This is a genomic window from Rossellomorea sp. KS-H15a, assembly GCF_024195245.1.
In the GTDB taxonomy this organism is placed as follows: Bacteria; Bacillota; Bacilli; order Bacillales; family Bacillaceae_B; genus Rossellomorea; species Rossellomorea vietnamensis.
Genome location: NZ_CP096886.1, coordinates 2998621 through 3012239, shown reverse-complemented (window position 1 = coordinate 3012239; position 13619 = coordinate 2998621). Strand labels below are relative to the sequence as shown.

Genomic DNA, 13619 nt, shown 5'->3' with positions numbered 1-13619 from the left:
GGTAGGATAATACCATAGTATTGAATTCATTTATGATAGGAATGATTATGCATATGACGAATAAGGACCTTGTTCAATATTTTATCGTTAACAGAGATCTATCGATGTCGAAAGGGAAGACCGCTGCACAAGTGGCACATGCCGCCACATTGAGTACTTTGACGATGATGTCAAAGGATTCTCCTTTCCAAGACAGGCAGGAGGAATTTATAGAGTGGGTGCAGACGGGCATGAAGAAAGTGGTATTAAAGGGGAAAACGGCAGAGCTGGAGAAATTAGAAAAGAAGGGGTATTTCAGCATACATGACAGTGGGTTAACTGAAATCAAAGAAGGGTCATTGACTGTGACCGCACTGCCTCCGATGGAAAAAGATGAAGCTAAAGAAATTGTCGGCCATTTGTCCCTATTAAAAGATTAGAGAGAGTGAAGGAGGAATTTGCATTGTTTTCGAAAATCGACACGGTACATATTCAAGTGAAGAATCTAAAGAAAGCTCAACACTGGTACGGAGAGGTATTGGAGTTGGAACAAGTCTTTGATTCAGGAAAATACTTGGTATTCAAAATAGGGGTGGGGGAAACGACTCTGACGATTCAAGAAGGAGAGGTCCGTTCCTCATCGGTCAAACCCATCTTGTTTTCCGATGCGCTGGAAGAAACAAGGTTGAAGCTTTTGGAGAAGAATGTGAAGGCAGGGGAAATTGAAGTGGATGAAGATGTGACCTATTTTGAGTTTCATGACATGGATGGGAATGGATTTGAAGTGTGTCAATACATACCGTTATAAACCAGTTTCACTATCGAAAAAAAGCTGATCAGAGAAGGTTCTGATCAGCTTTTCTATAGAGATAAGCGTTTATTCTAATGTATCTAGATACGCATAATATGCGGCTAGTTTTTCATTGTTGTTAGCAGCTTTACCGTTTCCCTTTAGTGATTTACCTATTGCAAAGTATTCTTTATGAACAGGTAAAACATGAACGGTAACAGCTGGTCGCCCTCTATGCCTGAAATCCTTAGGTACATGAAGCATGGAAAATCGTTTCATCAGTATGCCTCCTTTAAGGAGAGAGCCATTCTACCCATCTATTACTATTTAAGTAGAATCTATGGTTGTCTAACGATAACATAAACGATTACTTTACTCAAATTTCTGATTATTTAATACAATTGTCTGATTGAAAGAGTTGATAAGTACCCCCAAGAATGAAGTGATGAATCCGTATATTATATTGAGGATGATGGATCATCTCTCAACATATTCTGATATTACAACTTTGGGAGGTATTTATAAGTATGAATATAGACGAAGTACTAGAAGATACCGTAGAACTTGGACAAGAAGATATCAATCGACCAATCTATCGCGTCGACATCGATAAACTATTAGAATTGACAAGTGATATATAAGAAGAGTTCCATATAGAGAATGAAGAAGGCAGGCCCTTACATTAGGGCCTGCCTTCTTCATATTTCACACTAATTATGCCCGCTGTTTAGTCGTGTCTTTTATGTTTATTAAGTAATTCCTTCATCATATTGATGATGGTTGCTCTCTCGGTCTTATCGAATGTGCGGGTCCATCCGGATAGAAGGCTTTCCTCTTCGGTTGACAGGTCACGTTGCAATCCATCTACGAAAATTTCTTTGATTTCGTCTGTTCCATTTGTAGGGTTTATCGTTTCATGTCTCATCGTTTTACCTCCTTGCTTCTTCTTCCTTATTTTCCCCAAGTAGAGTAATTCAAACATTTTAGTGCGTTCCGTGTGTTATGTGAAGAGGGGTTTAAGGGAAGAATGAAGAAAAAAGGTATAGGTGATCCTTATGTCGCTCCCTTTCTTTATTACCGTGTTGATCATGTTGATATACATTGCTCTCTTTATGAAGAAGAAACTTTCATTTACTGCTAACTCCATTCAATTTATGGTGTTATCCATTATTTCCACTAATTATATTACCATTATGACGAATAACCTGGAATGGATGAAAGCTTCCGAGGATGTCACCCAATTTATCAGTCTTCTCATAAACAGGGAATGTATTTTACCTTTGGTGGGTGTGATCATGGTGAATGGGTACTTGAATTATAATAAAAGAAGCGGAAAAATCCTTTATTATGTAAGTCTTTTGTTGTTAATAAGTGTATTGGACATCCTACACGTGCATTTTCATTCTCTTTCCTATCCGGACTGGAGTCTTTTTAATACTGTCATCGTCAATGCGTTGTATTTAGTATTCTGTATTTGGTTGGGGAAGGGGCTATATTATTTCCAGAAGAAGGAGGAGGGAAGACGTGGACAGGATATATGAGAGATCCTTTGATTTAAATGAATGGTTCATCATCATTAGTCTGATCGGTCTTCTATTGCTGATATGGGTTACTCCGAAGATCTTCTCCTTTCTTGAAGGGATGAGCTATTTCGTTTATGGAATCTCGGTGGGTATGTTCTATGATCATACCATCAGCATCCCGCCATGGGACTTTTATGATGTAAACGATAGTTCCGCCTATCAGGGAATTGATTTTATCAGTTATATTATGTATGGGCCCTATAGTTATTTTTTTATTTATATCTATCGTAAATTGAGAATCAACGGAATCATGAACCTAGCGTACATATTAATCTGGACCGCTTTCTCCCTCTTAATGGAGTGGTTTACAGTAAAAATCGGAATCTTCCACTTCGACAAGGGATATAAGATGTATTGGTCCATCCCTATCTACATGGCAGTTCAAAGCATTCAACTGCTAGTACATCACCAGATAAAAAAAGACTGTCGATAGCTTTTAAATAGAAAACCGGAAACCCTGCTGGCAGGATTTCCGGTTTTTTTAGACGGAGAGAACCGCTTCGTATTGAGTGAAGCCGATATCTTCCAGGGCTTTTTTCAGGCTTGAGCTTGTTTTCAGATCCTCAAAGGTAATACCGAGGTTCCCCAATGTATGAGCCACTTCTGGCCGGATACCGGTTAAGACGGATTGAACACCCATCATTTTAAGAGCATTGATAATCTGATAAATATTATGGGATACCATCGTGTCCATGATGGCAACACCGGAAATATCTATAAATAGATAGTCTAATTGCAGATCAGAGCTTTTTTTCAACGCCGTTTCCATGATGGCACTTGCTCTGTGGGTATCAATTTCCCCGATAAGGGGCAGGATCGCAATCTTCTCGGCAATGGGTACAACAGGGGCAGATAGTTCATCCATGGCAGTGTGGATGAGGGCAATCTGATCCTTTTCTTGGGTGCGGAATACTTCGTTTAGCTGGTACGCAATTTCATCAAGAATGGGATTGATTTCTTTATTGACTTGAAGCATAAGGGAGGCTGAGATTTGATCATCATTCAACTGTTCCATGAATATATCCCAAATGGCAGTACGGAACCCTGATAGGGTTTTTAGGGATTCATTGAGAGCCATTCCATTTTCAATAGCCACTTCCCCGACTTTCCCTGTCCATTCCTTTACTTTACGGGATGATTCTACTTTGTCTTCGTACAAAGATTGTCCGAGCATTTCAATTAATTGCATGCGCCATTCGGTGACTTGTTCCATTTTCAGAACCGATAACGTATGCTGATCAGAAAATTTCTGTTCCTGGTAGCGAATGACACCCTGAGCGATTTCGGATTTATGGGAAACAATTTGTTTACCCAGATATAATAATTCGTCTCTCATTTTCTTCAGCCAACTCCTTATACTGCATGTTTATTTATTTTATTTCTAAATAATCTCTATTAATGGTAATATAGTATACCACAGAATCTAGTAAAATTATACTTCTCTTTAAGGAGGCGCAACCTGTTCGCGTCTTTTGTTTGAGTGTATGATAGTATAAGGGAATGGAAATTCGACTATGACGAAGGGTGATTTACTTGCGGATCATTTTGTTCGACGGCATATGTAATTTTTGCAATAAAAGTGTCCGGTTTATCATTAAGCGTGATGCAAAAGGGGAATTTCGCTTTGCCTCTCTACAAAGTGAGACGGGACAGAAGTTATTAGAGAAGCACAACATACCTGAAACGACGGACAGCTTCGTATTGGTTGATGGGGAGCAGGCTTCCGTTGAATCAACAGCAGCCCTGAAAGTATCTTCTAAACTGAAATGGCCATGGAAGATTTTCGCTCTGTTGCTCGTCATTCCGAAGCCTATAAGAGACAGCATATATCGGATTATTGCAAGGAATAGATACAGGTGGTTCGGGAAACAGGAATCATGCATGATTCCTTCAAAGGAGATCAGGGAACGATTCATAGAATAAGCGAAATTGTGTTGGGGAATGTGATGAGGAAAAGAATCAAACCATTAAAATAGACCCTGGACGAGTGCCCGGGTCTATTTACCATTCATCTTACTCACTTTGAATCGTTTTAACGGAAACTTTTCTTCCTGAACGGGGACCATCAAATTCACATAGGTATATACCTTGCCATGTCCCCAATAGTAGTTCACCATCTGACACGATGACCGTCTGACTGTGGCCGACGGTACTGGTTTTCAAATGAGCAGCTGTATTTCCTTCTCCATGCAGATCAGACGAGTGGTGCCATGGGTAAAGTTCGTCTAATCGGCGAATGAAGTCGGTTTTCACATCAGGATCGGCATTCTCGTTTACCGTTATACCCGCTGTTGTGTGTAAAGACTGCACCACCACAAGACCTTCTGTCATTCCCGACCGATTAATGATATCTTGTACGTAACGAGTAATGTCGATCATTTCATCACGCTTCTTGGTATCAATGGATAATGTTTTGATCATAATTAATCCCTTCCCTTATTAGACCTATTCGTTTACATTCCACAAAGCGTCCAATTTAAAACCTGTTATCCTTAAGAGGGACACGGCCGATGACGTTGGACACATCGTCTTCACCTATTTCTTCTAACGTAATTTCCTTTACAACCGTATGATAGGATTCCCTCAAGTCCTTACACTTTTCAAGGGCACTGCTATATTCTTCGCTGTTTCCAGGCCGTCCAAGTGTGATGTGTGGCGAGTATGTAAAATGGGGGTTTCGATAAGGCGCAAGAATTCCTTCATACAACTGATCATGTAATTGTATAAGGAAGTCGTTGCCTTCCTTAACATTCAAGAATAAAAATTCTCCGCCGGAACCTGTCACATCCCTTAAGGTCATGGGGAATGGAGAAATATGCTCTGCTACCGACTTAATATGAACCAGAATATCAACTGAGGGGATGGAAGATTCAAAAGGGAAAACGAGGGTAATATGGGGAGGTATTTTATCCGATAGAGGGTCATACCTATGTCTGATCTCCTGGATTTTATCTACTGAATGAAATGAAGGAAAGATATGGATCGCTCTTTTCATCATGATGCTCCTTTACTGACAAGGGGATTCCTGATTTTCAATGAGTGTATACGTTGTTCGTTCGAATGATGCTCTGAAACACGTTCCTTCTTTTGTTTTATAGAGAGCCCGGTAGATTTTATCATGGCTCTTTGTGGTATGGGTCTGAATGATCCCCACAACGGTCGAACCCGGTGCCACCGTGCGAATGGAGGATTGAATAGTGTTGTGCAAAATGCTCCGCTTGTATACGTATACTACAATGACAAAAGCGATAAGGAAGATGAACATCCACCTTAACCCGTTTAATAGAAATGTCTTATTCACGGTTCAGCCCTCATCTCCCTTATAGCTTATTCTTTCAAAATACTTCCCTAACGTAACTTTTGTGATAGGCGCTTGGCCAGGGATAGTGCCGCTTCATTATCTCCATGGAGACAAATCGTGTCTGCCTGGATGGATACGGTCTTCCCATCAATAGATACCACTTCTTGTTTTTCTACCATTCGAAGCACCTGTTTTTCCACTTCGTCCCCGTCATGAAGTACAGCATGAGGAAGAGAGCGAGGAGTTAATGTACCATCGGATTGATAGGCGCGATCGGCAAATACTTCATGAGCTACGCGCAATCCTGCTTCTTCACCAGCCCTTGTAAGTTCACTTTGTGAAAGGCCGAATAGGGTGAGGGTGGGGTCAAGGTCGTAAACGGCTTCGGCAATCGCTTGAGCCAGTTTGGGATCCTTTGCAGCCATATTGTACAGTGCTCCATGTGGTTTTACATGGGATAGCGTCCCGCCTTGGGCTTTGATAAAAGCGTATAAAGCCCCTATCTGGTATTGAATGAGGGCATAGGTCTCCTCGGGGGAGATCTGCATCATTCTTCTTCCAAATCCCTGGATGTCTGGCAGCCCGGGATGCGCCCCCATTTTCACTCCATGCTTCATTGCGTTTGAAACAGTTTGTTTCATTACAAGGGGATCTCCCGCATGAAAACCGCAAGCGATATTGACGGATGTGACATAGTTCATCATTTCTTCATCTTTTCCTATCGTATATGCACCAAAACTTTCACCTAAATCACAATTTAAATCAATTTTCATTTTTTCATCCTTTCGAGCATGAGAATGTATTGTAACATTCTGAATTCTTATTCATCATATCATAAAAGTACGTCCTTTTGTTTGCTCTTTAAATAGACTGCTGGTAAACAAATGCATTTTCTCATCAAATTTTAATCTTGTTTTAATTGAGTTCACTTTTTCGGGCGTTAGAATGAATCTTGCTTATGAATAAGGATTTATCACTCCCTAAACAGATTGAAAGTGGGGTAGCTTTCTAATCTGTTTAAATCTTTATTATGTAAGACCCATTCTAATTTCTTTCCTTTGAAGACAAAAGCCTTGCTGAAGCTTTTGTCTTCTTTTTTTATATTATTAGACTCTTTTAGCAAAGAATCTATATTATGCCGAAGCAAGTAGTGGTTGATTTCCGCTGCAGGTGCTCGCTTTCCGCGGGGCGTGAGTTGAGCCTCCTCGGGCGCTGCCCTGCGGGGTCTCAACTTTCCCGCAGGAGTCGAGCACCTTCCGCTCCAATCAACTATCTTTGAAAGTTTTAATACATAAAGATAACAGAGAAAGAAAATCATAGTTTTGTTGAAATAGCTACAAAAGTTATTCTTTTAAATAAAAAAATAGACAGGGAAGATATCTTCGCCTGTCAGTGGTTTTGTTGCCCGTTATGGGGTTTTAGTTTCATTTTATAGAGCCATTCTTTCATTTTTCCTGCATTTCTTTTTCTCTCAGGCTGGTTCTCCATAATCCTGGTCCTTAAAAAGTGATAAACCAATTCTTCCGCCAGGATGATGAGGATAAAGAAAGAAACAATCACCGCGATCCAAGTCATACAATTTCCCCCTTATGCTTCTTAACCATGTTTATGGATATATCTACCACATTATGAAGAGAATGAAACATGATCAGGAATAACAAACAGGGTAATGTAGATGATTATAATATGATTATGTAAATTGGTTCATCTCTTAATGAAAACTCACCTTTTTCTCATTTTATTTTAATGATGGAGGAGCAGAATGAAAGTAGTGATAAAAGGGAGGTTAGAACCATGTGGATTCGAATTATTCCTATTTTATTTTTCAGTTTTACCGCGTTAACATTAATGACGTATCAAGGCATTGAAATATTCCATGCCCTAAACGATTTTATTTTCAACAAAAGTAAATTAAAATAAAGGGTATTAAGATTTAGAGCAGGTGATTGTGTGAAAAGAATCTTAGTCATTGAAGATGAAAAGAATCTCTCCCGATTCATCGAATTAGAACTGAAATACGAAGGGTACGAAGTCGGCCTGGCCTATGATGGGAGAGATGGCCTGGATCAAGCCCTTAACGAAGAATGGGACATCATCCTCCTGGATCTGATGCTTCCCGGCTTAAATGGATTGGAAGTATGCAGAAGAGTCAGGCAGGTCAAAGCCATCCCGATCCTGATGATTACGGCAAGGGATAGCGTAATGGACCGTGTATCGGGGCTTGACAGCGGGGCGGATGATTATATTGTCAAACCCTTTGCCATTGAAGAGTTGTTAGCAAGGCTAAGGGCTGTGTTCAGACGCGCAGTAAAAGAGGATCCCGCTCAACAGACCTCGTTTCAATTTCGGGATATCATCGTATATAAGGAGTCCAGGCAAGTTTTCAAGCTTGAAGATGAAATTGACGTGACCAAACGGGAGTATGACCTTTTACTTGCTTTTTTAGAGAACAAGAATATTGTCCTGACCCGTGAAGTCCTCCTCAACAAAGTATGGGGATACGATACGGAAGTGGAAACGAATGTTGTGGACGTTTACGTTAGGTACTTAAGGAATAAAATAGATTCCCCAGGCGAAGAGAGTTATATCCAGACCGTACGTGGGACCGGCTATGTGATGAGGACATGAATACATTCATCAATCGACTTAAGCCTTCTTCCCTAAAGGTGAAGTGGGCATTTGCAGCCGGGTCAGCCATATTCCTTGCCTTTTTTTTATTCAGTTTTTTTCAATATCACGCCATTAATAAATGGATGCTTGATGAAGAAGAAAGTAACTTTGGGCGGGTATTGGATGAAATTACTGTCTTCTTTAAACAGAGAGGGAACGATATCCAGCTTCAGGACATATATGATAGCCGGGACCTAATGAAACAAATAGCTGAAAAAGACCAGACCATACGGATATTGGATCATCAAGGGGAACAGGTATTGGAAATCAGGGGAGAAAATGAGTCTGCCTTTTATGTGCCCTTTCAACCTGTCAATGATAAATCTGTGGAATTGATAGAATCTGAAGGCAAGAAGATGCTCATTGGGCGTTCACCCATCAAATCGACCCGATTTAATGGGTATGTCGAAATCATACAGCCATTGAACCGGTATGCAAACATCATGAAGAATCTTTTTTGGATGATGACCATCACGGGCATCTTGGCTCTATTGATCAGTGCTGTCATTGGGTATTCTATGGCGAAAAGCTTTGTCCGCCCATTGAATAAACTTTCTGAAACAATGAGGTCCATCGAAAGAAAAGGATTTCACGAAAGAGTGGAGATTGTAAAGGCCCATGATGAAATTAGTGACTTATCCCAGATTTTCAATAAAATGATGAGTCAGATCGAAAAATCATTTCAACAGCAGCAGCAATTTGTGGAAGATGCTTCACATGAATTGAGAACCCCCATCCAGGTACTTGAAGGGCATCTTGCGTTGTTGAACCGTTGGGGGAAAAAAGATCCAACCATACTGGAGGAGTCTTTACAAGTATCATTAGATGAACTTGAGAGAATAAAACGCCTTGTAGGTGAATTACTGGAGCTTTCCAGAGCGGACAGGGAAAAATTCGATTTGGAAAACGCCAGGGCAAATGTACAGAAAGTAGTGGATAAAGTAATGAGGGACTTTAGGTTTCTTCATCAGGAATACACTTTTTCTTGTTTTGATGATTTAAACCAAGAAGCGTTGGTAACCATTATGCCGAGGCACCTGGAGCAGATCATGATCATCCTGTTGGATAACGCCGTGAAGTATTCTGATGAGCATTCCACTATTGAAGTGAAGCTAATGGACTCTCAGGAAGACATTATCATAGAAGTCAAGGATGAGGGGATCGGTATTCCCGAGGAAGACCTTCCGAAAATCTTTGACCGCTTCTATCGCGTGGATAAAGCAAGAAGCCGCGAGAAAGGTGGATATGGACTGGGATTGGCCATCGCTTCGAAGCTGGTCCAAAACTATGACGGGGAGATCACGGCCATTGGAAACAATCCTCACGGGACCATCATTCGACTATCCCTTAAACAAATCCATTAAATTTACAGACGTCTCAATATTTTTCTGAGACGTCTATTTCTGTGTACTGCATGTCAATGCTTTTAGGGATTTTCAATTCCAGGATCCCATCTTTGTATTGAGCAACAGCGCCTTTTTTCTTTACGAGACAAGGGAGGGTGATCACTTGTCTTTCGTCACAGCCGGGTATGTTTTCTATGATTGCCTGATTTGACGTGTGAAAAATCTTCAGATGCTTCATCCATTCCTCATTAGGTACTTGGAAACGAATATAGATATCTTCAAAGGTTTCAAACACATTGGTAGGAATTGCGGAATTGGACCTGGGTGCTTCCTCGCGTTTCGTTTGCTGCCCCTGGTTGCCCATCGGATTCATAAAGGATTGTGCCCCATTCATCATATCATTCGGATTCATCATGCTATCCCACCCGCCAGGAAACATCTTCTTCATCATACCTTGAATATAGTTATCCATATCTTTGGGGTTCATTTGATTCATTTGATCTTTCATGTTTTTATTGAAAGGGAATAAACTCCATGGGAACATGTGAACCACCTCACTTTAAACATAATAAATAGCCCCTTTGTTTCCTTCTGGTTCTATCCTATGCATTGGGTGGGCGATGAGTTCATTTCTGGAGATGCAAGAGGAAGGTTGGGAATGAAAAATCTTTATCTATGACTCTGATAACCTAGTACTAAACAAAAAATCGTGGAAAATAACAAAAAATATTTGGTTTTTTTAGGTAACAGTAGTAAGATGGTTTATGAAAAAAGTACCCTTACATAGGGATACAAGAAGGTGAAAGAGAAAGCGCTTAATAAAATATTATTTCAGAATAGTCGTTATTCAGAAAGGTTTTCATGTGTTTTATTATGGGAATATAAGTAATATCCCCATAGGAAGTAAGGAAAACAAAATTTTAAGAAATTTGTTATAAAGACTTTATCTTACTACTGCACAGTGATAAAATGTCCTTGTAAGCGTTTTTATGTATTAAAAATTACTATTCTTGCATAATGAATACCGTTGATTGAATTGTAAGAATACATGATACCCAAATTATACTAACTGGCAAAATAGTTGGAGGTTTTTCACAATGAAAAAGCAATCTGCAAAAGGGGAACCGTGGCAATCGTTTTACGGACCAAACCTTGGTTATGTAATGGAGGTTTATGAACAATTCCTTGAAGATCCAACGGAAGTGGATCCAGAACTAAAGGAATTATTCGAACAATGGGGGCCTCCCACCGTTGAAGACGTAAAGGTGATCGCGAGCGCCCAGCACGGTGATTCATCGTTTACACTACCCGAACAGCCTACTGCCTTGAGTAAAATGGTGGCTGCGGTTAAATTAGCAGATAATATTCGTACATATGGTCACTTAGCTGCGGATATTAATCCCCTGAATGACCGGAATAAGGATACAAGAAGAATTGAACTTTCTGAGTTTAATCTAACGGAAGAAGATTTAAAACAGATACCTGTCGATTTCTTATGTCCGAATGCACCTTCTCATATTAAAGACGGTCTTCAGGCCATTCAGCACTTAAGACAGGTATACACAAATAAGCTGGCATTCGAATATGCTCATGTTCATGAGCTTGAAGAAAAAAATTGGTTAAGGGAAAAGATCGAGTCGGAATCCTATTTCACCCCGCTTTCCAAAGAGAAGAAATTGGCGTTATTGAAACGTCTTGCCCAAGTGGACGGATTTGAAAAATATGTTCATCGCACCTTTGTTGGTCAAAAGCGCTTCTCAATTGAAGGATTGGACACGATGGTTCCATTACTGGACGAGATGGTTCGTTATTCTGTTGAATCAGGTGCTAAAACCGTCAATATCGGAATGGCTCATCGAGGACGCCTGAATGTTCTGGCACATGTCATCGGGAAACCATACGAAATGATTTTTGCAGAATTCCAACACGCTCCGAGTAAGGACTTGATTCCTTCTGAGGGATCAATCGGCATTACATTTGGATGGACGGGAGACGTTAAGTACCATTTGGGGGCAGACCGTGAAATTTCTCCACAGCAGTCACCGACAGCCCGTGCACGGGTAACGCTTGCCAACAACCCGAGTCACTTGGAAGTTGTCAGCCCAATCGTTGCAGGATACACACGTGCAGCCCAGGAAGTCCGGGAAGATAAAGGCTACCCTGAGCAATCTCCTGAAGCTTCATATGCCGTGATGATCCATGGGGATGCTGCCTTCCCGGGTCAAGGTGTCGTTGCCGAAACGTTAAATATGAGTCAACTCCGTGGATACAATACAGGTGGATCTATTCACCTTATCGCCAACAACATGATAGGATTCACAACTGAAAGCCGTGATTCACGTTCAACTAAGTATGCATCAGATACGGCCAAGGGCTTTGAAGTTCCGATTGTGCATGTCAATGCAGATGATCCCGAAGCATGTCTTGCTGCAGCAGTCCTTGCCTATGAATATCGTAAAACATTCGGTAAAGACTTTGTCATTGATTTAATCGGCTACAGACGTTTTGGTCATAATGAAATGGACGAACCGATGGTAACGAATCCATTGATGTATTCTGTCATTCAGAATCATCCAAACGTCAAGAAGATGTATGCGGACAAACTCATCTCAGAGGGCATCGTAACGGATGCAGATGTAGAGAAGATGGATTCTGAAATCGAGGAAGAATTAAAAGCAGCCTATAACAAAGTACCAGCCAAAGACGATGATCCAGATACGGTCCTTGCTCCACCTGAATACGTGGCGAATGGCCTTCCGGAAATCAACACAAGCGTCGATTTCGATAAACTGGAAGGGTTGAACAGCGAACTGCTCCAATGGCCAGAAGGCTTCAATGTGTTCAAGAAATTAGATCGTATCCTGAAGAGACGCAGCCAGGTATTCGAAGGAAAAGGGAAAATTGATTGGGCGCATGCCGAGACATTGGCTTTTGCTTCCATCCTTAAAGATGGAACGCCAATCCGACTGACCGGACAGGACTCTGAAAGGGGAACATTTGCTCAACGTCACCTGGTACTACATGATGAGAAGTCAGGTGAAGAATATATCCCGTTACACAACTTGAAGGATAGCCATGCGTCATTCGTCGTCCATAACAGTCCTCTTACCGAAACCGCCGTAGTTGGTTACGAGTATGGATACAATGTTTTCGCACCTGAAACCCTTGTCCTATGGGAAGCTCAATTCGGTGACTTCTCGAATATGGCACAAGTGATGTTTGATCAGTTCATCTCGGCGGGGCGCGCGAAATGGGGTCAAAAAACAGGTCTTGTCATGCTTCTGCCACATGGTTATGAAGGACAGGGTCCTGAACACTCCAGCGCCCGTCTGGAGCGCTTCTTACAGCTTGGCGGGGAATATAACTGGACAGTCGCCAACTGTTCAACAGCGGGTCAATACTTCCATATCCTAAGACGTCAAGCCGCTATCTTACAAAAAGAAGAAGTAAGGCCGCTTGTCATCATGACTCCAAAAAGCCTGCTGAGAAATCAGTTTGCAGCTGTAACGGCAGAAGAATTAGCCAATGGGGAATTTCATTCAGTCCTTGAGCAAAAGGGTCTTGGGGATAGCCCGGATACTGTAGAAAGAGTTGTGTTATGCAGCGGCAAGATTGCGATTGATGTAGAAGAGAAGCTTCAGGATCTCGATGATAAAGACTGGTTGCACGTTCTAAGGGTGGAAGAAATCTATCCTTTCCCTAAAGGGGATATTACAGCCATCTTAGAAAGGTATCCAAACCTTAAAGAATTGGTCTGGATCCAGGAGGAACCTAAGAATATGGGTGCATGGACATTTGCGGAACCAAGACTCCGTGACATTGCCCCTCAGGGTGTCGATGTGCATTATATCGGGCGTCGCAGGCGTTCAAGCCCATCCGAAGGAGAACCGACTGTACACAAAAAAGAACAATCCAGGATCATAAACGAAGCGTTAACCCGATAAGAAAGA

General features: G+C 41.3%; 17 protein-coding genes. 8 read left to right on the top strand and 9 right to left on the bottom strand.

What is annotated here, in order from left to right; genetic code table 11:
* Nucleotides 1–32: 32 nt before the first annotated feature.
* Together M1J35_RS15325 and M1J35_RS15320 are read left to right on the top strand one after the other, a co-directional pair.
* Nucleotides 33–419, top strand: a complete 387-nt coding sequence (locus tag M1J35_RS15325) for an aminoacyl-tRNA hydrolase (RefSeq protein WP_254651650.1) — start codon at nucleotides 33–35, stop codon at nucleotides 417–419.
* A gap of 23 nt (nucleotides 420–442) precedes the next feature.
* The gene (locus tag M1J35_RS15320) at nucleotides 443–787 is read left to right on the top strand and encodes a VOC family protein (RefSeq protein WP_224519786.1); all 345 of its coding nucleotides are present in this window, start codon (nucleotides 443–445) and stop codon (nucleotides 785–787) included.
* A 69-nt stretch (nucleotides 788–856) separates the two neighbouring features.
* On the opposite strand, the gene M1J35_RS15315 is transcribed toward M1J35_RS15320, so the two are convergent.
* The gene (locus M1J35_RS15315; protein ID WP_061809919.1) at nucleotides 857–1048 is read right to left on the bottom strand and encodes a hypothetical protein; all 192 of its coding nucleotides are present in this window, start codon (nucleotides 1046–1048) and stop codon (nucleotides 857–859) included.
* A gap of 448 nt (nucleotides 1049–1496) precedes the next feature.
* Entirely contained in the window at nucleotides 1497–1694 is a 198-nt protein-coding gene (locus M1J35_RS15310; protein WP_254651649.1) for a hypothetical protein, read from the bottom strand.
* Nucleotides 1695–1881: 187 nt separating this feature from the next.
* On the opposite strand from M1J35_RS15310, the gene M1J35_RS15305 reads away from it, so the two are divergent.
* Together M1J35_RS15305 and M1J35_RS15300 are read left to right on the top strand one after the other, a co-directional pair.
* On the top strand, nucleotides 1882–2310 hold the full coding sequence (locus tag M1J35_RS15305; protein WP_254651648.1) for a hypothetical protein: 429 nt from the start codon (nucleotides 1882–1884) through the stop codon (nucleotides 2308–2310).
* The gene (locus M1J35_RS15300; protein ID WP_159362108.1) at nucleotides 2294–2785 is read left to right on the top strand and encodes a hypothetical protein; all 492 of its coding nucleotides are present in this window, start codon (nucleotides 2294–2296) and stop codon (nucleotides 2783–2785) included. The genes M1J35_RS15305 and M1J35_RS15300 overlap by 17 nt, the downstream gene beginning before the upstream one ends.
* A 48-nt stretch (nucleotides 2786–2833) precedes the next feature.
* Here the strand turns inward: M1J35_RS15300 and M1J35_RS15295 are convergent, their stop codons facing one another.
* Nucleotides 2834–3688: an STAS domain-containing protein gene (locus M1J35_RS15295; RefSeq protein WP_254651647.1), complete on the bottom strand. Its 855-nt coding sequence runs from the start codon at nucleotides 3686–3688 to the stop codon at nucleotides 2834–2836.
* Between the two features lie 197 nt (nucleotides 3689–3885).
* Here M1J35_RS15295 and M1J35_RS15290 point away from each other — a divergent pair, with 197 nt between their 5' ends.
* Complete coding sequence (locus M1J35_RS15290) at nucleotides 3886–4275, top strand: thiol-disulfide oxidoreductase DCC family protein (protein WP_224519790.1); 390 nt, start codon at nucleotides 3886–3888, stop codon at nucleotides 4273–4275.
* A gap of 90 nt (nucleotides 4276–4365) precedes the next feature.
* On the opposite strand, the gene M1J35_RS15285 is transcribed toward M1J35_RS15290, so the two are convergent.
* The 5 genes from M1J35_RS15285 to M1J35_RS15265 form a co-directional block, all read right to left on the bottom strand.
* On the bottom strand, nucleotides 4366–4773 hold the full coding sequence (locus M1J35_RS15285; protein WP_034758849.1) for a secondary thiamine-phosphate synthase enzyme YjbQ: 408 nt from the start codon (nucleotides 4771–4773) through the stop codon (nucleotides 4366–4368).
* Between the two features lie 55 nt (nucleotides 4774–4828).
* Nucleotides 4829–5350: a 2'-5' RNA ligase family protein gene (locus M1J35_RS15280; protein WP_224519791.1), complete on the bottom strand. Its 522-nt coding sequence runs from the start codon at nucleotides 5348–5350 to the stop codon at nucleotides 4829–4831.
* 9 nt (nucleotides 5351–5359) lie between these two features.
* The gene (locus tag M1J35_RS15275; RefSeq protein WP_224519792.1) at nucleotides 5360–5653 is read right to left on the bottom strand and encodes a hypothetical protein; all 294 of its coding nucleotides are present in this window, start codon (nucleotides 5651–5653) and stop codon (nucleotides 5360–5362) included.
* Nucleotides 5654–5700: 47 nt separating this feature from the next.
* Nucleotides 5701–6426, bottom strand: coding sequence for a LamB/YcsF family protein (locus M1J35_RS15270; protein ID WP_224519793.1), 726 nt, complete (start codon nucleotides 6424–6426; stop codon nucleotides 5701–5703).
* Nucleotides 6427–7042: 616 nt separating this feature from the next.
* Nucleotides 7043–7228 (bottom strand): hypothetical protein, encoded by a 186-nt coding sequence (locus M1J35_RS15265; RefSeq protein WP_079531878.1) that lies wholly within the window; start codon nucleotides 7226–7228, stop codon nucleotides 7043–7045.
* A gap of 375 nt (nucleotides 7229–7603) precedes the next feature.
* Here M1J35_RS15265 and M1J35_RS15260 point away from each other — a divergent pair, with 375 nt between their 5' ends.
* Both M1J35_RS15260 and M1J35_RS15255 read left to right on the top strand, forming a co-directional pair.
* Nucleotides 7604–8281 carry a response regulator transcription factor gene (locus M1J35_RS15260; RefSeq protein WP_061809909.1) on the top strand — a complete coding sequence of 226 codons (678 nt, stop codon included), beginning with the start codon at nucleotides 7604–7606 and terminating at the stop codon, nucleotides 8279–8281.
* Nucleotides 8278–9687: a HAMP domain-containing sensor histidine kinase gene (locus M1J35_RS15255; RefSeq protein ID WP_079531877.1), complete on the top strand. Its 1410-nt coding sequence runs from the start codon at nucleotides 8278–8280 to the stop codon at nucleotides 9685–9687. Before M1J35_RS15260 ends, M1J35_RS15255 begins: the two co-directional genes overlap by 4 nt.
* 13 nt (nucleotides 9688–9700) lie before the next feature.
* On the opposite strand, the gene M1J35_RS15250 is transcribed toward M1J35_RS15255, so the two are convergent.
* The gene (locus M1J35_RS15250; RefSeq protein ID WP_254651646.1) at nucleotides 9701–10177 is read right to left on the bottom strand and encodes an Hsp20/alpha crystallin family protein; all 477 of its coding nucleotides are present in this window, start codon (nucleotides 10175–10177) and stop codon (nucleotides 9701–9703) included.
* 589 nt (nucleotides 10178–10766) lie between these two features.
* On the opposite strand from M1J35_RS15250, the gene M1J35_RS15245 reads away from it, so the two are divergent.
* Nucleotides 10767–13613: a 2-oxoglutarate dehydrogenase E1 component gene (locus M1J35_RS15245; protein ID WP_254651645.1), complete on the top strand. Its 2847-nt coding sequence runs from the start codon at nucleotides 10767–10769 to the stop codon at nucleotides 13611–13613.
* Nucleotides 13614–13619: the final 6 nt, after the last annotated feature.

What these genes read in the sequence shown, in the direction of transcription:
- M1J35_RS15255 (WP_079531877.1), top strand. Translation starts at nt 8,278, where the DNA reads ATGAATACATTCATCAATCGACTTAAGCCTTCTTCCCTAAAGGTGAAG.
- M1J35_RS15315 (WP_061809919.1), bottom strand. Translation starts at nt 1,048, where the DNA reads ATGAAACGATTTTCCATGCTTCATGTACCTAAGGATTTCAGGCATAGA.
- M1J35_RS15265 (WP_079531878.1), bottom strand. Translation starts at nt 7,228, where the DNA reads ATGACTTGGATCGCGGTGATTGTTTCTTTCTTTATCCTCATCATCCTG.
- M1J35_RS15245 (WP_254651645.1), top strand. Translation starts at nt 10,767, where the DNA reads ATGAAAAAGCAATCTGCAAAAGGGGAACCGTGGCAATCGTTTTACGGA.
- M1J35_RS15280 (WP_224519791.1), bottom strand. Translation starts at nt 5,350, where the DNA reads ATGATGAAAAGAGCGATCCATATCTTTCCTTCATTTCATTCAGTAGAT.
- M1J35_RS15305 (WP_254651648.1), top strand. Translation starts at nt 1,882, where the DNA reads ATGAAGAAGAAACTTTCATTTACTGCTAACTCCATTCAATTTATGGTG.
- M1J35_RS15295 (WP_254651647.1), bottom strand. Translation starts at nt 3,688, where the DNA reads ATGAGAGACGAATTATTATATCTGGGTAAACAAATTGTTTCCCATAAA.
- M1J35_RS15250 (WP_254651646.1), bottom strand. Translation starts at nt 10,177, where the DNA reads ATGAAAGATCAAATGAATCAAATGAACCCCAAAGATATGGATAACTAT.
- M1J35_RS15285 (WP_034758849.1), bottom strand. Translation starts at nt 4,773, where the DNA reads ATGATCAAAACATTATCCATTGATACCAAGAAGCGTGATGAAATGATC.
- M1J35_RS15325 (WP_254651650.1), top strand. Translation starts at nt 33, where the DNA reads ATGATAGGAATGATTATGCATATGACGAATAAGGACCTTGTTCAATAT.
- M1J35_RS15310 (WP_254651649.1), bottom strand. Translation starts at nt 1,694, where the DNA reads ATGAGACATGAAACGATAAACCCTACAAATGGAACAGACGAAATCAAA.
- M1J35_RS15270 (WP_224519793.1), bottom strand. Translation starts at nt 6,426, where the DNA reads ATGAAAATTGATTTAAATTGTGATTTAGGTGAAAGTTTTGGTGCATAT.